This window comes from Pseudomonas indica NBRC 103045 (assembly GCF_002091635.1).
Taxonomy (GTDB): domain Bacteria; phylum Pseudomonadota; class Gammaproteobacteria; order Pseudomonadales; family Pseudomonadaceae; genus Pseudomonas_M; species Pseudomonas_M indica.
On sequence record NZ_BDAC01000001.1, the window covers coordinates 425,900 to 444,421 of the forward strand.

Consider the following 18,522-nt stretch of genomic DNA (forward strand, 5'->3'; position numbering starts at 1 on the left):
AAGCGCAGTGTCTGGCTTTGTAACGCGCCGACCGCCCTGGACCGGCCGCTCGGTGCTCAACCATCGCTTCCAGCGAAGCTTCCTCCCCCGCTTCGCCAGTGCACCGGAACTGCATCGGTGCATGCGTCACCGGGGCCCAAGCAGAATTCTTGCCAGATGGGACAACCGTTTGATTTTCAAGCGATTGCCGCCTGAGACCCGCGTCACATCTGGCTTTGCGCCGCACACAACGCACAACAACAGTGCAGACCACCAACCACCACTGCTCGAAAACTGTGCACACCCGCCACTGAAAATCACTATAGCCACTGCGTGATACACTGCCGCCTTTATCCACGGAACTATGCCATGCTGCCGCCCAAAGCCTTGCTCGATGCCCTCGGCACCCATGCTTCGCGCCTGTTCAACGGCGATGCGCCGCTGCCGCGCCAGGAATTCGAAACCCAGTTCAAGGCCTTGTTGCAGAGCGCTTTCAGCAAGCTCGACCTGGTCAGCCGGGAAGAATTCGACAGCCAGATGGCCGTGCTCGCGCGGACCCGCTCCCGCCTGGAAACGCTCGAAGCCAAGGTCGCCGAACTGGAAGTAAGACTCACCCAGGAAACCACGCCGCCCACCGAGTGATGCACCTCCGGGCGGCATGCGATCAAGGAGCGATGCATGTCCCTGGCTATCGTCCATAGCCGCGCCCAGGTCGGTGTCGAAGCACCGGCCGTCACCGTCGAAGCCCACCTGGCCAACGGCCTGCCCTCCCTGGCCCTGGTCGGCCTTCCGGAAACCGCTGTCAAGGAAAGCAAGGACCGCGTTCGCAGCGCCATCCTCACCTCCGGCTTCGAATTTCCGCCGCGTCGAATCACATTGAATCTCGCGCCAGCCGACCTTCCCAAGGACGGTGGACGCTTCGACCTGGCCATCGCCCTGGGCATTCTTGCCGCCAGCGGCCAGTTGCCGCCCGATAGCCTGGACCGCGTCGAATGCCTGGGCGAGCTGGCGCTCTCCGGTGCCCTGCGCCCCGTCCAGGGCGTCCTCCCCGCTGCACTCGCCGCCCGCGACGCCGGACGCACCCTGGTGGTGCCGCGGGCCAATGCCGAGGAAGCCTGCCTCGCCAGCGGCCTGACGGTGATCGCCGCCGACCACCTGCTGGAGCTGGCCGCGCATTTCAACGGCCATACGTGCTTGTCGCCCTACCAGGCACAAGGTCTGCTGCGGCAAACCCGCCCTTACCCGGACCTCGCCGAGGTCCAGGGACAGAGCGCCGCCAAGCGCGCCCTGCTGGTGGCTGCGGCGGGATCGCACAATCTGCTGTTCAGCGGCCCGCCCGGCACCGGCAAGACCTTGCTGGCCAGCCGACTGCCCGGCCTGCTGCCACCATTGGATGAGCGTGAGGCGCTGGAAGTCGCCGCCATCCATTCGGTGGCCAGCCACACGCCGCTGGACGCCTGGCCACAGCGCCCGTTCCGCCAGCCTCACCATAGCGCATCGGGCCCGGCCCTGGTGGGAGGAGGCAGTCGCCCGCGTCCCGGCGAGATCACATTGGCGCATCAGGGCGTGCTTTTTTTAGATGAGCTTCCCGAGTTCGACAGGAAGGTCCTGGAAGTCCTGCGCGAGCCCATGGAAAGCGGCGAAATCGTGATCGCCCGCGCCCACGACAAAGTCCGCTTCCCGGCCCGCTTCCAGTTGGTCGCGGCGATGAATCCCTGCCCTTGCGGCTACCTGGGCGACCCCAGCGGACGCTGCCGCTGCTCGCCAGACCAGATCCAGCGCTACCGCGCCAAGCTCTCCGGGCCGCTGCTCGACCGCATCGACCTGCACGTGACGGTCGCCCGCGAAGCCACGGTGCTGAATGCCCGCACTATCGACGGCCCGGACAGTGCCGGCGCCGCCCGCGAGGTGGCCCGGGCGCGGGAGCGCCAGTTGAGTCGCCAGGGCCGTGCCAACGCCTTCCTCGACCTGCCCGGCCTGCGCCAGCACTGTGCCCTCGACGAAGACGACCAGCGCTGGCTGGAAACCGCCTGCGAGCGTCTCGGCCTGTCCCTGCGCGCCGCTCACCGCATCCTCAAGGTGGCGCGCACCCTTGCCGATCTGGAGCAGGCCGAACGGATCGGCCGGCAGCATCTGGCCGAAGCGCTGCAATACCGCACCAACCTCGGCTGACTCAGCTCCGCGCCGCGCCCACCGCCTGGATGCGCGCAGCCCAGATGACGGTGTCCGCGAGAATGAACAGCGTGTCGTTCCCTTGGCCACCGAAGCAGAAGTTCGCCACCCCCGGCGCGACGATCTCGCCGATGAGGTCGCCGCACGGCTCGAATACCTGGATACCGCTGGCCGACGAGCTGTAGACGCGCCCAGCGCTGTCCAGCTTGATGCCATCGGGGATGCCCGGCGCGACCACGGCGAACAGTCGCTCGTTGGCCAGGTGGCGACCGCCGCGCACATCGAAGGCACGAATATGGTGCGGGCGGTCGACCACATAGCTGCCAGGACCCTGGATCGCGCCGCTGTCGGTGACATAGAACACCGACTCGTCCGGCGAGAAGGCCAGCCCGTTGGGTTTGTCGAAACCATCCGCCACCACTGACAGCATCCCGCTGCGCGGATCGTAGCGATAGACGAAATCCCCCAGCAGCGGCGCATCCTTGAAGCCCTGCAAGGCGCCGTAGCTCGGATCGGTGAACCACACCGTCCCGTCGCTTTTAACCACCACGTCGTTGGGCGAGTTGAAGCGCAGCCCGCACCATTGGTCGACCAGGGTTTCCACTGCCCCGCCCTGCTGGCTCATCCGGGTGATGCGCGCAGGCTCGGTCTTGCTGCCCTGCTCGCAAATCACCAGGTTGCCCTCGAGGTCCAGCGTCATACCGTTGGCCATGTTGGCGTTGGCGCGGACGGTCGTGACCGCCTCGGCAGGCAGCGGAAATATCTCGCCGGCCAGCGAGACCCGTTTGATATCGACCCGCTGGAAACCCGGCAGCGGAACCTCGACATTCTGCGGGACGGTAGTGAAATACAGCGCGTCCTCGTCCCGCACATACACCGGCCCCTCGTGGGCATTGGTTTCTACCAGGGTGAAGAACCGCGGATCGGGACCGGTGACGTCGTGAAAGGCTTCGCTGTAGGCGATGAAATGCGGGCTCATGGGTGAATTCCTTTTCGCGGGATTCCGTCGCCTGAGCTTAGTCCACCGTATCTAGTCCAACAGCTTCACCGCTGGCAGGCACATCGCCGCCACCTCGGCCACCAGAAAGTCGCGCAACCGCTGCAGCCGCTCCTGCCCGCCCCGCCCCTTCGGCCAGACCAGGTAGTAGCTTTCGCCGCTGGCGACTGCACTCGGCCAGGGCAGGCCGATGCGGCCCTGCTCGATGTCCTCGGCGATCATCACCAGGTCGCCGATGGACACGCCATATCCTCGTGCCGCCGCGACCATGCCCAGCTCCAGCGTGTCGAATACCTGCCCGCCCTTGATCGAGACTTGCTCTCCCAAACCCATGCGCTGCAGCCATTTGCGCCAGTCGCGGCGGTCCGGTGTCGGGTGCAGCAACTCCGCCTGCGCCAGACGCTCCGCCGTCCAGGTCTCCTCGGCGGCCAGCGATGGCTCGCAGACCGGGATCAGCCATTCGCGAAACAGCAGCGTCATTTCCCAGTCCGGGTGAGCGGCACCTTCGCCCAGAAGCAGCACTGCACAATCGAAGGGCTCGTTGGCGAAATCCGCCTTGTCCACATCCATCCAGGCGCTGGTCAGTTGCACTTCAATATCACGGTGCTGGTGACGGAAACGACTGAGGCGCGCCAGCAGCCAGCGCATGGTCAAGGTCGAGGGCGCCTTCAAGCGCAGGATGCGGTCGTCCACCTCCAGGGTCGCGCAGGCCCGCGCCAGGGCATCGAAGCCGTCGCTGATCCCCGGCAGCAGCAGGCGGCCCTGCTCGCTCAGCCGCAGGTTGCGGCCCTGGCGCTGGAACAGCCGGCAGCCGAAGTGCTCTTCCAGCGTGCGGATGTGCCGGCTCACCGCGCTCTGGGTGATGGCCAGTTCTTCGGCGGCACGGGTGTAGGAGGCATGCCGGGCAGCGGCTTCGAAAGCACGCAGGGCATAGAGCGGCGGCAGGCGACGCATCACTGATTCAACTCATGAGTTTCAGTCATGTCTGGCATCGCTTTTATCCTTTTGTGCGTCAGACGTTGGCTCATAAGAATAACCGGCATTCCCTACCCGGCCGAAAAACAGCGACAAGCCTGGCCATTGAGCCCTACTCATATGACGCAACCCCTTCGCAACGAACTCCGGGCCATCCTGCACCTGGCCGGCCCGCTCATCGCGGCCCAGTTGGCGCACGTACTGATGGTCTTCACCGACACGGTGATGATGGGCTTGCTCGGCCCCGACGCCCTGGCCGGCGGCGGCCTGGGCGCGGCCAGCTATTCGTTCGTGTCGATCTTCTGCGTCGGCGTGCTGGCCTCGGTGGGCAACCTTGTTGCGATCCGTCATGGCGCCGGCGATGCGCTGGGCGCCGCGCGCCTGGCACAGACAGGGCTGTGGCTCGGCTGGGGCCTGGCGCTGGTGGCGGGATTGCTCCTGTGGAATCTGCAGCCGTTGCTGCTGCGCTTCGGCCAGGCGCCGGACAGCGTCGAGGGCGCCATGCAGTTCCTCTCCACCCTGGTGTTCGCCCTGCCCGGCTACCTCAGCTTCATGACCCTGCGCGGCTTCACCAGCGCCATCGGCCGCGCCGGCCCGGTCATGGCGATCAGCATCGGCGGAGCGCTGGCCAATGTGGTTCTGAACTACGCACTGATCCAAGGCTGGTTCGGCCTGCCGCGCCTGGGCCTGGCCGGTATCGGCCTGGTCACCGCGCTGGTGATGAACGGCATGGCCCTGTTACTGGCAAGGCATATCGCCCGGCATCCCGCTTACGACGTCTATCCACTGATTGCCGGGCTTTGGCGGCCGTCGCGCGCGGCCCTGGGCGAATTGCTGCGCCTGGGCCTGCCGATCGGCGGCACCTATGCGGTGGAATCCGGTCTCTTCGCGTTCTCCGCGCTGTGCATGGGCGCGCTTGGCAGCACCCAACTGGCGGCACACCAGATCGCCATTCAGTCGGTCTATGTGGCCTTCATGGTGCCGGTGGGGATTTCCTACGCCGTGACCTTCCGCATTGGCCAGCACTATGGCGCAGGGCGCCTGCTCGATGCGCGCCGGGCCGGGCGCCTGGGCATCGTCTTCGGTGCTGCCTGCATGCTCGGCTTCGCCGCGCTGTTCTGGCTGGCCCCGGCCTGGGTAGTCGGCCTGTTCCTCGATGGAGCCGACCCGGCGTTCCACGACGTCTTCGAACTGGCCGTAGCCCTGCTCGCCGTGGCGGCCTGGTTCGAACTGTTCGACGGGACCCAGACCATCGCCATGGGCGCGATTCGTGGCCTGAAGGATGCCAAGACCACCTTCTGGGTCGGCCTCGCCTGCTACTGGCTGGTCGGCGCGCCGGCGGCCTGGCTGCTGGCGTTCCCCCTCGGCTGGGGCGCCACCGGCGTCTGGTGGGGGTTGGCCCTGGGCCTGGCCTGCGCGGCGCTCGGCCTGACCCTGGGTTTCGAGTGGAAGACCTCGCGCCTGCTCGATCCGGAGCGCGGCGATGCTACCGACGCGCGAGCCGCACTGCTTTAAGCGACTGGCGAGCCTTCCAGCAGCGAACGACGGATGCCGAACATGAGGAAGCGCGCCAGATCGTTGATCGGTAGCGCCTTGCTGATCAGATAGCCCTGCACCTGGTCGCAGCCGAATTCCCGCAACGTCTCCAGCTGCTCGTCATTCTCCACGCCTTCGGCGACCACCTTCAGGTCGAGGTTGTGCGCCAGGCTGATCATGGCCCGCACCAGTTGACGGTTCCCGGGGCGCTCACCCATGCCGGCGACGAAGCTGCGGTCGATCTTCAGCAGGGTGATCGGCAGGTTGTTGAGGTGGACGAAGGAGGAGAAGCCCGTGCCGAAATCGTCCAGGGAGAAGCGCACGCCCAGCTTGCCGAGCGCCTGCATGGTCTGTAGCACCTGGTCGCTACGGCGCATCACGGCGGTTTCGGTCAGCTCGAATTCCAGCCACTCGGCGGCGACGCCCCGTTCGCGAATCAGACGCTTGAGGGTGGGCAGCAATTGACTGTCCTGGAACTGGCGGAACGACAGGTTTACCGCCATGTGCAGGCTCGGCAGGCCCCGCCCGCGCAGCCACTGCATGTCGCGCAGGGCACGGGCGATGACCCAGTAGCCGAGCGGCACGATCAGGCCGCACTGCTCGGCCAGCGGCACGAACTCGTCCGGCCCCAGCAGGCCGCGTTCGGCGTGGCGCCAGCGCACCAGCGCCTCGAGCCCGACGATCTCGCCGCTCTCCAGGTGCAGGCGCGGCTGATAGTGCAGCTCCAGCTCTTCGCGGCGCAGCGCCCTGCGCAACTCGCCTTCGAGATCGGCCAGGCTGCGCGCGTGGCGGTTGATCCGCGCGTCGTAGAAATGGAAGGTGCAACCCTGGCGACTCTTGGCCTGGCGCATGGCGATGTGGGCGTGCCACATCAGCGGGTCGGCGCCCGTCCCGGCTTGGGCATGGGCCAATCCCAGGCTGCAGCCGATCAGCAGGCTCTCGTCGTCCACCCGGTACGGCTCGGCGAGGGCTTCGATGATACGCTCGGCGACCCGCTGCGCCCGCTGGCCGTCACGCCGCACGTCAAGCAGCAGGGCGAATTCGTCGCTGCCCAAACGCGCCAACTGGTCGCCAGCCTCCAGTTCGGCCTTGATCCGGGCGACGACCTGGAGGATCAGGTGATCGCCGGCCTGGTGGCCGAGGGCGTCGTTGGCATGGCGGAAGTTGTCGAGATCGAGATGGCCGAGGACCAGCCCTTCCGGGCACTCGGCCAGCCGGGCGGCGAGCAGGGTGTGGAAGCCCTGGCGGTTGGCGATGCCGGTCAGCGGGTCCTGTTCGGCGAGCCGGTCCAGGCTGCCCTGCAATGTGCAGCGTTCGCGCGCGTAGCGCAGGCAGCGACGCAGGAGTTCGGGGGTCAGGCTGCCGCGAACCAGCCAGTCGCAGGCACCGGCCGGTGAGAACTCCGGCTCGGCCTCGAGCAGCGCCACCATCGGCAAGGGGCACTCGCTGCCGGAGGGCAGGTAATCCGGCGTGGCCAGCACCAATCCTTCGGGGGTTTCATCGAACAGGCTGCTGGCGATATCCCAGGACGGCGCGGTGATGACCGGCGGCGCACCCAGCGTTGCCAGGCACTGATCGAGCAAGCGGCCCCAGGAGGGATCGTCGGTCAGGAGCAACAGGCGCAGAGGTTCGACGAGCGCAGACAAAGAAAATCCCCCGAGTCAGGTTGGACGCGCGGACCATCGCGGCACGTCGCGAACAACGTGCCGCATGCGCATCCCTACGCGGGAATCTGTCCGAAAGAAGGCCCGGCCGCGTCGGTGCGGCATCACGTGAATGACGCAAGTTATCCAGACATCCCTGCAATCGCCAGCACCTGCCGTCGATCCTGTGAGCGGCATCATGCATGAACGGATGAAAAGTGACGGAGTGAGTGCCGGGCGTCACTGCAGGGCAGACGCACGTACCGACGGATGACCGTGCCGATGCTGCAGCAGCCGCTCAAGCTCGCGCAACGGCAGGGGTTTACTGATCAGGTAACCCTGGGCTTGGTCGCAGCCGAACTGGCGCAGCAGTTCCAGCTCTTCCGGCGACTCGACGCCCTCCGCCACCACCTCCAGGCCGAGATTGCCGGCCAGGTTGATCATGGCCTTGACCAGCCGGCACTGCTCGGGCCGTACGTGCATGCCGGAGACGAAACTCTTGTCCAGCTTGAGCAGGGCGATCGGCAGGCTGGCGAGGTGGACGAAGGAGGAGAAGCCCGTGCCGAAGTCATCCAGGGAAAAACGCACGCCCAGTTCACCGAGGGTATGCATGGTTCCCAGCACGTAGTCGCTGCGCTGCATGACTGCGGTCTCGGTCAGCTCGAACTCCAGCCAGCGGGTGTCCACCTTGCAGCCCTCGATCAGGCGTTGCACGGTGGTCAGCAGTTGGCTGTCCTGGAACTGGCTGAAGGACAGGTTCACCGCCATGTGCAGCCCGCGGCCCTGCTCGGCCAGCCAGCGCATGTCCTGCAAGGCACGGGAAATGACCCAGTAGCCGAGGGGGACGATCAGTCCGCATTGCTCGGCCAGGGGAATGAAATCCTGCGGATAGAGCAGCCCCCGCGCCGGATGACGCCAGCGCACCAGTGCTTCGAGACCGACGATCTCGCCGCTCTCCAGATGCAGGCGCGGCTGGTAGTGCAGTTCCAGTTCATCGCGGCGCAGAGCCCGGCGGAGTTCCGCTTCGAGGTCCGCCAAGCTGCGCACGTCGCTGGAAATACGCTCGTCGTACAGATGCCACGTGCAACCCTGGCGACTCTTAGCCTGCTGCATGGCCAGGTGGGCGTGCCAGAGCAACGCATCGGCGTCCTCGCCGGCACGGCAATAGGCCAGGCCCAGGCTGCATCCCAGCGAGAGGCTCTCCCCCTGGATCCAGTACGGCTCGCCCAACGACTCCAGGATGTTCTGCACCAGGCAGTCGACCCGTTTCGGATCGGCGCTCACGTCCAGCAACAGGGCGAATTCGTCGCCACCGATCCGCGCCAGGATGTCTTGCGGCTCCAGCAGGGGCTTCAGACGCTCCACGACCTGCTGGATCAGTTCGTCGCCGGCCTGGTGCCCGAGGCTGTCGTTGGCGTGGTTGAAGTTGTCCAGGTCGAGATAACCCAGCAACAGGCCACGCCCCCGGTTCAGTTGCAGGCGCTTGGGCAGCAGCGCCTGGAAGCCCTGGCGGTTTGGAATGCCGGTGAGCGCGTCCTGTTTCGACAAACGCTGCATGGACAGCAATTGCCGGCTATAGTGCAGGCAGCGTCGTAGCACTTCGCCATTAAGGCTGTCGCGCGCCAGCCAGTCGCAGATGTCCGCCGGCAGTTGGCTCGGCGCACTGTCCAGCAGCAGGATCGGCGGCAAGGGGCACTGGCTGGCGGTGGGCAGGCAATCGGGCGTGGCGAAGACCAGATCGGGCAGGTGGTCCTGATAGAGGTGCTGGGCGTCGCTCCAGCTACTGGCGGCGAACAGCCAGACCGGCTCCGGTTGCTCGGCCAACAGCCGATCCAGCAGGGAGATCCAATGGGATTCCCGCGAAAGGATGAGCAGTCGGGAGAAATCGGTCTGGCACGTCACAACACCCCCTCCGCGCAATCTAATAATTTACTTTAAGTTATAGCCCTATATATCTAATACATTGCAATTTTTTATTTGTATAGCCCCCTATCGACACACGGGACACTGCAGCGCCGGGCAAGCCTGATAGAATCTTCCGCCCTTTCAATCAGTCCGTTTCGCCATGTCCCGACTCAATCCCCGGCAGCAGGAAGCCGTGACCTATGTCGGCGGCCCTCTCCTGGTGCTCGCCGGCGCCGGCTCCGGCAAGACCAGCGTCATCACCCGCAAGATCGCCTACTTGATCCAGCAGTGCGGCATCCGGGCCCAGCACATCGTCGCCATGACCTTCACCAACAAGGCCGCGCGCGAAATGAAGGAACGGGTCGGTACCCTGCTGCGTGGTAGCGAAGGCAAGGGCCTGACGGTGTCGACCTTCCACAACCTCGGACTGAACATCATCCGCAAGGAGCACGCCCGCCTCGGCTATAAGCCGGGCTTCTCGATCTTCGACGAGGGCGACATCAAGGCGCTGCTGACCGACATCATGCAGAAGGAATACGCCGGCGATGACGGCGCGGACGAGATCAAGAACTACATCGGCAACTGGAAGAACGATCTGGTGCTGCCCGACGAGGCCCTGGCCCAGGCGCGCAACCCCAAGGAACAGACCGCCGCCATCGTCTACCTGCATTACCAGCGCACCCTCAAGGCGTACAACGCGGTCGACTTCGACGACCTCATCCTGCTGCCGGTGAAGCTGTTCCAGGAACACGCGGACATCTTGGAGAAGTGGCAGAACCGCATCCGCTACCTGCTGGTGGACGAGTACCAGGACACCAACGCCAGCCAGTACCTGCTGGTGAAGCTGCTGGTCGGCATGCGCAACCAGTTCACCGTGGTCGGCGACGACGACCAGTCGATCTATGCCTGGCGCGGCGCGCGGCCGGAAAACCTGATGCAGCTGAAGGAGGACTATCCCTCCCTCAAAGTGGTGATGCTGGAGCAGAACTATCGCTCCACCAGCCGCATCCTCAAATGCGCCAACGTGCTGATCGCCAACAACCCGCACGTGTTCGAGAAGCAGCTGTGGAGCGAGATGGGCCATGGCGACGAAATCCGCGTGATCCGCTGCCGCAACGAAGAGGCCGAGTGCGAGCGGGTGGCCATGGAAATCCTCACCGAGCACCTGCGTACCCAGCGCCCGTACAGCGATTTCGCCATCCTTTACCGTGGCAATTACCAGGCGAAGCTGATGGAGCTGAAGCTGCAGCACCACCAGATCCCCTACCGGCTCTCCGGCGGCACCAGCTTCTTTGCCCGCCAGGAGGTGAAGGACCTGATGTCCTATTTCCGCCTGCTGGTGAACCCGGACGACGACAACGCCTTCCTGCGGGTGATCAACGTGCCGCGCCGCGAGATCGGCTCGACCACCCTGGAGAAGCTCGGCAACTACGCCACCGAACGCAAGATCAGCATGTACGCCGCCGCCGGCGAAATCGGCCTCGGCGAGCACCTGGACAGCCGCTTCACCGAACGCCTGGCGCGCTTCACCCGCTGGATGGACAGCGTGCGTCAGCAATGCGCACAGAACGATCCGATCGCCGCGCTGCGCAGCATGGTCATGGACATCGACTACGAGAACTGGCTGCGGCAGAACGCCTCCAGCGACAAGGTCGCTGAAGCGCGCATGGGCAACGTCTGGTTCCTCATCGAGGCGCTGAAGAACACCCTCGAGAAGGACGAAGATGGCGAGATGACCATCGAGGAAGCCATTGGCAAGCTGGTCCTGCGCGACATGCTCGAGCGCCAGCAGGAGGAGGAAGAAGGCGCCGAAGGGGTGCAGATGATGACCCTGCACGCCTCCAAGGGCCTGGAGTTCCCCTCGGTGTTCATCCTTGGTGTCGAGGAGGAAATTCTCCCGCACCGCTCCAGCATCGAGGCCGACACCATCGAGGAAGAACGCCGCCTGGCCTATGTCGGCATCACCCGCGCGCGGCAGAACCTGACCCTGACCTTCGCCGCCAAGCGCAAGCAGTACGGCGAGATCATCGACTGCACGCCGAGCCGCTTCCTCGATGAGCTGCCGCCGGAAGACCTCATCTGGGAAGGCCAGGAAGACGCCCCGGTGGAGGTCAAGGCCGCTCGCGGCAACAACGCCCTGGCGGATATCCGCGCCATGCTCAAGCGCTGACGGCATTTTCCGCGGTCCAACGGGAACGATTACCCGCGCGGAGCACCGATCATGTGGCTGGCACTGGCGCTCCCACCCGCTCGGTGAAAAAATTGCCTGCTTCGACAGGACGCCCGACGCCGGCGCCCGCCATTCGACGCAACGAGGTACGGTCGTGGAGTTACTGAAGCAGAGCATTCGCCAGCGCGGCATCGCCCTTTCCGAGCAGGTGCTCAAGGTGGACGCCTTTCTCAATCATCAGATCGATCCGCTGCTGATGCAGGCCATCGGCCGTGAATTCGCCGCGCGTTTCCGCGAGGATGGCATCACCAAGATCGTCACCATCGAGGCCTCCGGCATCGCACCGGCGGTGATGACCGGCCTGGAACTGGGCGTACCGGTGATCTTCGCCCGCAAGCATCAGTCCCTGACCCTGACCGACAATCTGCTGGTCGCCTCGGTGTACTCCTTCACCAAGCAAGTGGAAAGTACCATCGCCATTTCCACCACCCACCTGTCGGCCCATGACCGGGTGCTGATCATCGATGACTTCCTGGCCAACGGCAAAGCCGCCAAGGGCCTGATCTCGATCATCCAGCAGGCCGGCGCGAGCATCGCCGGGCTCGGTATCGTGATCGAGAAATCCTTCCAGCAGGGCCGCGCCGAGCTAGAGGAAATGGGCTTTCGCATCGAATCCCTGGCCCGCGTGATCTCGCTTAAGGATGGCCAGATCACGTTCCTCGACTGACGTCCGCCACCGCACCTCTTCAGGTGGCGGTAGCCTTGAGACCGGCCAGCACTAGCTTCTGATAGAGCTGCTCGCGCAACCCCTCGGGCTCGGCCAGGCCCATGCGCTGGAGATGGCCGGCATAAGTCTGCGGATCGGGCAGGTCGAACAGCGTGGCCATACCCAATTCGAGGATTTCGCTGAGCTTGAGCTTGCTCTTCAACCAGCGCAGGGCACGCAACAGGTCCTGCTCGTGTCCGGTGAAGTCGCTGCCCAGCGGGTATTCGGCGAACAGGCGGGGATGCTGCGCCTGCAAGGCCAGCAGGCGCCACGGTGTGTTCTGCCGGTACGCCCAGGGCAGCTCGAAATCCTCGGGCAGCTTGCCGGCCCGCTGGGCCTGGTCGATCAGGTCTTCCTGGAAGCGCGAATCGGCGATGCGGATCAACGCCTCGATCACCTCGGCATCGCTCTTCCCGCGCAAGTCGGCGATACCGTATTCGGTGACCACGATGTCGCGTAGGTGACGCGGAATGGTGGCATGCCCGTACTGCCAGACGATGTTCGAAGTGACCTCGCCGCCACTCTCGCGCCAACTGCGCAGCATGAGGATCGAACGCGCGCCTTCCAGCTCGTGGGCCTGGGCGACGAAGTCGTGCTGGCCGCCGACGCCGCTGACTACCCGGCCGTCTTCCAGCTGATCGGCGATTCCTGCCCCCAACAGGGTCATGGCGAACGCACTGTTGATGAAGCGAGCATCGCGCCGCTGCAGACGCTTGAGCCGCTCATTGCCATACAGCCGGTTGATGAAGCCGATGGCGGTCATACCGATGCGTTCACGCTGGGCATCGCTCAATTCAGTAAGGCGTTCGTAGAATGCCTGCGGGCCGAGGAAGAAGCCGCCATGCACCAGTACTCCGCCCGGCGCAGCCTTCAGATAAGGCTCCAGCGCCTCTTGCGTGGCGGTGTCACGCAGATCGGCGGGCACGCGGCGCCCGTCCGGCAGGAACAGCATGTCGCCAAACCGCTCGATCTCGCTGGCCAGCAGGCCACGCTCCTGCAACCAGGCCAACATCGGCTCTTCCAGGTGGGTCGGCAGCCCCGCCTCCAGCAGCAGCCTCAGGCTGCGGGGACGTCCCTCGGCATCCAGCACACCGAGGTTGGCCAGCCATTGCAGGCCTTCGTCGGGATAGACCCGCCGGCGGATCACCCCTGCCTCGATCAGCGCCAGCAGGCCGAGGACGAACATCTCGCTGCACCCGTAGAGCCCTTCGGCGAAAGGCGCGAGCCCACCCTCCCGCCCGATCAGCCGCTCCCAGCGTTGCGGCACCTGCATATCCTCCAGCAGGGCGCGATAACCCGCGTTGTCGCCCTGCCGCGCCAGCAGCGCCGCGGTGAGTGCATCGCCCATGGCGCCGATGCCGACCTGCAGGGTGCCGCCGTCCCGCACCAGGGTACTGGCATGCAGCCCGATGGCATGGTCCTGCAGGCTCACCGGCATGTTCGGCGTCGAGAACAGGGTGCTGCGCTCGACGGGCTCGATGACGAAATCGAACTCCTCTTCGGCCAGCTCCGCATCCCCCGGCATGTACGGCAGTTCCGCATGTGCCTGGGCGACGCACAGAATCGGCTCGCCCGCCGCACGTCGAGCCGCCAGCCGCGGCAAGAGGTCCAGGGTGATGTCGGGGTTGCACGACAGACTCAACCACCCCGGTCGGTGCGGCGAACGTGCGACCAACTGGGCAATGACATTGATGCCTTTGAGATCCAGCCCGCGCGCGACCTGGCTGTAGTTCAGGCTGACGTACTGCTGCTGCGCCAACGGATTGCCGAGCAGGCTGCCCGGGCTCAGGTAGAACTCTTCGAGCCGGATATTCGACGGCAACTCACCCCGCCTCAGATCGGACAGGTAATCCAGTTCGGGGTAGTCGCCATAGACGCGTTCGAAGAACGGCGCGCTGAATCGTTGCTCCAGCTCGCTGCCACCCTGGGGACGCCCTAGCGAAAGAGCGGTATAAATGGTCAGCGAGCGCGAAGCGTCCGCCTTGACCCGGCGATAGAGCAGATTGGCGAAACGGTTCGGCTTGCCCAGGCCCAACGGCAGCCCCAGGCGGATGGGACCGTCGATTCGCGCCAGGACCTGTTCGACGGCCTGTTCCAGCGAGCAGCGTGGCACCGGACTCTCCTCGGCAGCGGCGTTGACCTTTGCTTGGGAGCTTTGACCGCGCCTCTCCGGCTTTGCTCAGCGGAGCCCGGAAACGACGAAGCCGCCCGGAGGCGGCTTCGCTGGCGAAAAGACCGGAATCAGAGACCGGACATTTTCTCGATGGCGCCTTTCAGCTCGTCGTCCGAGCAATCGCCGCAGGTACCTTTCGGCGGCATGGCGTTGATACCGGAGATGGCATGCTTGAGCAGGCCGTCGATACCACCGGCGGCATCGGCACGTGCCTTCCAGGCGGCACCGTCGCCGATCTTCGGCGCACCCAGCACACCGGCGCCATGGCAGGCGTTGCAGTGCTTGGCAATCACGTCGTCGGCGCTGCGTGCGCCACCGCCCGCGGCAGCCGCCACGGCTTCGACACCCTTGCATTCCTGGCCCATCACGCAGACCTCGCCTACCGGCTTGATGCGCTCGGCGATATCGTCGTTGGTCGCAGCCTGGGCGCTAACAGCCCACAGGGCCAACAGAGCGGCTTTGGCCACCAGCATCTTGTTAATCAGGTTCACGTCTCACCCTCATTGTGGCTAGTCACGCCCGCGGCCACGGTTACGCGAGCGGGCGCCAGTATAACGATAAGCCGGTCTCGCCGAAACAACCCTGCGCCGTGCAGGGCCTTGCGGCATTACGTCGCAGGCAGGCGCCGAAGCCCTAGAAATTCGCCGGCGTGGTGGCACTGATCAGGCGTGCCGGCTTGTCGAACGGATTGCGGAAACGGTGGGGCTGGTGGCTCTCGAAGTAGTAGCTGTCGCCCGCCTCGAGGATGTACACCTCGCTGCCGACGGTCAGTTCCAGTCGGCCTTCCACCAGGATGCCGGCTTCTTCGCCTTCGTGGGCGTACATCTCTTCGCCGGTGTCGGCATCCGGCGGGTAGGTCTCGTCGAGGAAAGCCAGGGCCCGGTTGGGTTGCGCCTTGCCGACCAGTTTCATGGTCACGGCGCCGCTGGAGAGGTCGGTCAGCTCGTCGGCCCGGTAGACGACTTGAGGGGGAGTGTCCTGCTCGTAGTCGATGGAGAAGAACTCCACCAGTGTCATGGGAATGCCGCTGAGGACTTTTTTCAGCGAGCTGATCGAGGGGCTGACACTGTTCTTCTCGATCATCGAAATGGTGCTGTTGGTAACGCCGGCCCGCTTGGCGAGTTCACGCTGGGAAAGGCCTTTGAGTTTGCGAATGGATTGCAGTCGAACACCGACGTCCAATGCGGGAGTCCTCCAGGGGGAGCAGGTTGCGAAGTGGCCGTATCATGGCGCCAGCGTTCAGTATTTTCAACAGCCTGACCGCACATCCTGCTCAGTGGCTCGACTACCTCTCGGAATAGACGCGCGGCGCCCGTTTCAGATTGCAGAACAGTTGATAAGGAATGGTCCCGGCCCAGGCCGCAACGTCACTGGCGAGTACTTCCCGGCCCCAGAGCTCGACCCGGCTGCCCAGACCCGCCTGGGGCAGATCGGTCAGGTCGACGGTGAGCATGTCCATGGACACCCGGCCGATCAGACGGCTCGGCTGGCCATCGATGCTCACCGGCGTCCCGGTCGGTGCGTGGCGCGGATAACCGTCGGCATAGCCCATGGCAACCACGCCCACGCGGGTCGGCCGCTCGCTGACGAAGCGTGCGCCATAGCCCACCGGCTCGCCTGCCGGCAGTTCGCGCACACCGATGATCCGTGATTCCAGGGTCATCACCGGCTGCAAGCCATCGGCCGCCGCCTGCGGGCCCTCGAAAGGCGAAGCGCCGTAGAGCATCAGGCCCGGACGCACCCAATCGCTGCTCAGCGGCTTCGGGAACAGCAGCCGGTTGCCGAGGATCGCCGGGGAGTTGCACAGGCTGACCTCCGCCACCAGCCCCTGGCGGGCCTGTTCGAAGACATGCAGCTGCTCGGCGCTGCGCGGACAGCCCAGCTCGTCGGCGCGGGCGAAGTGGCTCATCAGGACGATCTTGCCGACCTTGCCACTGGCCAGCAGGCGCTGGTAAGCAGCCTGGTAATCGGCGGGCTCCAGGCCGACACGGTGCATGCCGGTATCCAGCTTCAGCCAGACGCACAGAGGCATGGCCAGGCTGGCGCGCTCGATGGCTTCCAGTTGCCACATCGAATGGACGACGCACCAGAAATCATGGCGAACGATCAGTTCCAGCTCTTCCGCCTCGAAGAAGCCTTCCAGCAGCAGGATGGGCGCGCGGATGCCGGCTTCGCGCAGTTCCAGCGCCTCTTCGATACAGGCCACGGCGAACCCGCCCGCCTCGTCCAGCAGGGCCTGGGCGCAGCGCACCGCGCCATGTCCGTAGGCATCCGCCTTGATCACCGCCAGCGCACGGGCGCCGGAGGCTTCGCGGGCCAGCCGGTAGTTGGCACGCAGGGCTTGGAGGTCGATCAGGGCACGGGCGGGACGCATGGCAATCTTCGATATCCGAAAAAAAGCCCGGTGACCCGGGCATCAGTGTGAATCAGGGCAGTGCAGCGATGACGGTCATTTCCACCAGCACATCGGGCGAATACAGCTTCGCCTCGACGGTGGCGCGGGCCGGCGCGGCGCCTTTCGGCACCCAGCTGTCCCAGACGGCGTTCATGCCGGCGAAATCGGTGGCCATGTCCTTGAGGAAGATGGTCACCGAGAGGATGCGGGTCTTGTCGGTCCCGGCCTCGGCGAGCATGCGGTCGATGCTCGCCAGGGTCTCGCGGGTCTGGGCTTCGATGCCGGCGCTATGGTGTTCGTCCAGTTGGCCCGCCAGGTAGACGGTGCCGTTATGGATGACGATTTCGCTGTAGCGGGCTTCAGTGCGCAGGCGCCGGATTGACATGCTCGGGGGACTCCTTACGAGTGCTGTAACGGAAGATATCGAGGCCTTCGGCGCTGATTTGCGGGCGCTTCGAGGCCATCAGGTCGGCGAGCAGGCGGCCGGAGCCACAGGCCATGGTCCAACCGAGGGTGCCGTGGCCGGTGTTGAGGAACAGGTTGCGCATCGGCGTGGCGCCGACGATGGGGGTACCGTCGGGGGTCGCCGGGCGCAGGCCGGTCCAGAATTCCGCCCGGGTCAGATCGCCACCTTCAGGGTAGAGATCGCCGGTGATCATTTCCAGGGTCTCGCGGCGACGCGGGTTCAGACTCAGGTCGAAACCGGCGATCTCGGCCATGCCGCCGACACGGATGCGATTGTCGAAACGGGTGATGGCGACCTTGTAGGTCTCGTCGAGGATGGTCGAGGTCGGCGCCATGCCCGGATTGGTGATCGGTACGGTCAGCGAATAGCCCTTGAGCGGATAGACCGGCGCCTTGATGCCCAGCGGCTTGAGCAACTGCGGGGAGTAGCTGCCGAGGGCCAGCACGTAGCGGTCGGCAGTTTCCAGCTTGCCGTCGATCCATACGCCGTTGATGCGGTCGCCGGCATGGTCGAGACGCTCGATGTTGCGGCCGAAGCGGAATTCCACGCCCAGCTTGACCGCCATTTCGGCCAGCTTGGTGGTGAACATCTGGCAGTCGCCGGTCTGGTCGTTGGGCAGGCGCAGGGCGCCGGCCAGCTTGTCGGTGACCTTGGCCAGGGCGGGCTCGACGCGGGCGATACCGGCGCGGTCCAGCACCTCATAAGGCACGCCGGACTGCTCGAGCACGGCGATGTCCTTGGCCGCGGCATCGAGCTGGGCCTGGGTACGGAACAATTGGGTGGTACCGAGGGTGCGGCCTTCATAGGCGATGCCGGTTTCCGCGCGCAGCTCGTCGAGGCAGTCGCGGCTGTACTCGGACAGGCGCACCATGCGCTCCTTGTTCACCGCGTAGCGGGCGGCAGTGCAGTTGCGCAGCATCTGCGCCATCCACAGGTACTGGTCGATGTTGGCGGTGGCCTTGATGGCCAGCGGCGCGTGGCGCTGCAGCAGCCACTTCATGGCTTTCAGCGGAATGCCCGGCGCGGCCCAGGGCGAGGCATAGCCAGGAGACACCTGGCCGGCGTTGGCGAAGCTGGTTTCCATGGCCGGGGCGGGCTGGCGATCGACCACCACCACTTCGAAACCGGCGCGGGCCAGATAATAGGCGCTGGCAGTACCGATCACACCACTGCCGAGTACCAGAACACGCATCGCTGCCTCCTCGACCCGAGATTCTCCGGGCGTCGCTGAATAGAACCGTGATGCGGCGCAGTATAGGGAGGCATGTCCAGTGCTTTTCACTATATTGAGAGCTATATTTGGCGAGAATTCTTGGTGGAAACGCTTTCGACGGAGGGGCATTAC

At 65.3% G+C, this 18,522-nt stretch carries 15 protein-coding genes; 5 read left to right on the plus strand and 10 right to left on the minus strand.

Annotated elements, in window-relative coordinates; genetic code table 11:
• Positions 1-348 precede the first annotated feature (348 nt).
• Both PIN01S_RS01910 and PIN01S_RS01915 read left to right on the plus strand, forming a co-directional pair.
• Positions 349-621, plus strand: a complete 273-nt coding sequence (locus tag PIN01S_RS01910) for an accessory factor UbiK family protein (RefSeq protein ID WP_084333341.1) — start codon at positions 349-351, stop codon at positions 619-621.
• Positions 622-657: 36 nt separating this feature from the next.
• Positions 658-2,151, plus strand: a complete 1,494-nt coding sequence (locus tag PIN01S_RS01915) for a YifB family Mg chelatase-like AAA ATPase (RefSeq protein ID WP_084333343.1) — start codon at positions 658-660, stop codon at positions 2,149-2,151.
• Position 2,152: 1 nt separating this feature from the next.
• Here the strand turns inward: PIN01S_RS01915 and PIN01S_RS01920 are convergent, their stop codons facing one another.
• The gene (locus PIN01S_RS01920) at positions 2,153-3,130 is read right to left on the minus strand and encodes an SMP-30/gluconolactonase/LRE family protein (RefSeq protein WP_084333345.1); all 978 of its coding nucleotides are present in this window, start codon (positions 3,128-3,130) and stop codon (positions 2,153-2,155) included.
• Between the two features lie 51 nt (positions 3,131-3,181).
• On the minus strand, positions 3,182-4,105 hold the full coding sequence (locus tag PIN01S_RS01925; RefSeq protein ID WP_084333346.1) for a LysR substrate-binding domain-containing protein: 924 nt from the start codon (positions 4,103-4,105) through the stop codon (positions 3,182-3,184).
• 138 nt (positions 4,106-4,243) lie between these two features.
• On the opposite strand from PIN01S_RS01925, the gene PIN01S_RS01930 reads away from it, so the two are divergent.
• Positions 4,244-5,638, plus strand: coding sequence for a NorM family multidrug efflux MATE transporter (locus PIN01S_RS01930; protein WP_084333348.1), 1,395 nt, complete (start codon positions 4,244-4,246; stop codon positions 5,636-5,638).
• Here PIN01S_RS01930 and PIN01S_RS01935 read toward each other — a convergent pair.
• Together PIN01S_RS01935 and PIN01S_RS01940 are read right to left on the minus strand one after the other, a co-directional pair.
• Positions 5,635-7,305: a putative bifunctional diguanylate cyclase/phosphodiesterase gene (locus PIN01S_RS01935; protein ID WP_084333350.1), complete on the minus strand. Its 1,671-nt coding sequence runs from the start codon at positions 7,303-7,305 to the stop codon at positions 5,635-5,637. The genes PIN01S_RS01930 and PIN01S_RS01935 overlap by 4 nt on opposite strands.
• A 237-nt stretch (positions 7,306-7,542) precedes the next feature.
• Positions 7,543-9,204 (minus strand): putative bifunctional diguanylate cyclase/phosphodiesterase, encoded by a 1,662-nt coding sequence (locus tag PIN01S_RS01940; protein WP_423814563.1) that lies wholly within the window; start codon positions 9,202-9,204, stop codon positions 7,543-7,545.
• A 163-nt stretch (positions 9,205-9,367) separates the two neighbouring features.
• Here PIN01S_RS01940 and rep point away from each other — a divergent pair, with 163 nt between their 5' ends.
• Together rep and PIN01S_RS01950 are read left to right on the plus strand one after the other, a co-directional pair.
• Positions 9,368-11,377 carry a DNA helicase Rep gene (gene rep / locus PIN01S_RS01945; protein ID WP_084333352.1) on the plus strand — a complete coding sequence of 670 codons (2,010 nt, stop codon included), beginning with the start codon at positions 9,368-9,370 and terminating at the stop codon, positions 11,375-11,377.
• A 154-nt stretch (positions 11,378-11,531) separates the two neighbouring features.
• Positions 11,532-12,104, plus strand: a complete 573-nt coding sequence (locus tag PIN01S_RS01950) for a xanthine phosphoribosyltransferase (protein ID WP_084333354.1) — start codon at positions 11,532-11,534, stop codon at positions 12,102-12,104.
• 19 nt (positions 12,105-12,123) lie between these two features.
• Here PIN01S_RS01950 and PIN01S_RS01955 read toward each other — a convergent pair whose 3' ends face one another.
• The 6 genes from PIN01S_RS01955 to dadA all read right to left on the minus strand — a co-directional run bounded on the left by PIN01S_RS01955 (position 12,124) and on the right by dadA (position 18,369).
• A complete protein-coding gene (locus PIN01S_RS01955) occupies positions 12,124-14,256 on the minus strand; it encodes an acetyl-CoA hydrolase/transferase C-terminal domain-containing protein (RefSeq protein ID WP_084333356.1) in 2,133 nt (710 codons plus the stop codon).
• Positions 14,257-14,384: 128 nt separating this feature from the next.
• Positions 14,385-14,807: a c-type cytochrome gene (locus PIN01S_RS01960; protein WP_084333358.1), complete on the minus strand. Its 423-nt coding sequence runs from the start codon at positions 14,805-14,807 to the stop codon at positions 14,385-14,387.
• A gap of 142 nt (positions 14,808-14,949) precedes the next feature.
• Positions 14,950-15,498 carry a cupin domain-containing protein gene (locus PIN01S_RS01965; RefSeq protein ID WP_084333360.1) on the minus strand — a complete coding sequence of 183 codons (549 nt, stop codon included), beginning with the start codon at positions 15,496-15,498 and terminating at the stop codon, positions 14,950-14,952.
• 103 nt (positions 15,499-15,601) lie between these two features.
• On the minus strand, positions 15,602-16,690 hold the full coding sequence (gene alr, locus PIN01S_RS01970; protein ID WP_084333362.1) for an alanine racemase: 1,089 nt from the start codon (positions 16,688-16,690) through the stop codon (positions 15,602-15,604).
• 52 nt (positions 16,691-16,742) lie between these two features.
• A complete protein-coding gene (locus PIN01S_RS01975) occupies positions 16,743-17,096 on the minus strand; it encodes a RidA family protein (RefSeq protein WP_084333364.1) in 354 nt (117 codons plus the stop codon).
• Complete coding sequence (gene dadA, locus PIN01S_RS01980; protein ID WP_084333366.1) at positions 17,071-18,369, minus strand: D-amino acid dehydrogenase; 1,299 nt, start codon at positions 18,367-18,369, stop codon at positions 17,071-17,073. Before dadA ends, PIN01S_RS01975 begins: the two co-directional genes overlap by 26 nt.
• Positions 18,370-18,522 lie beyond the last annotated feature (153 nt).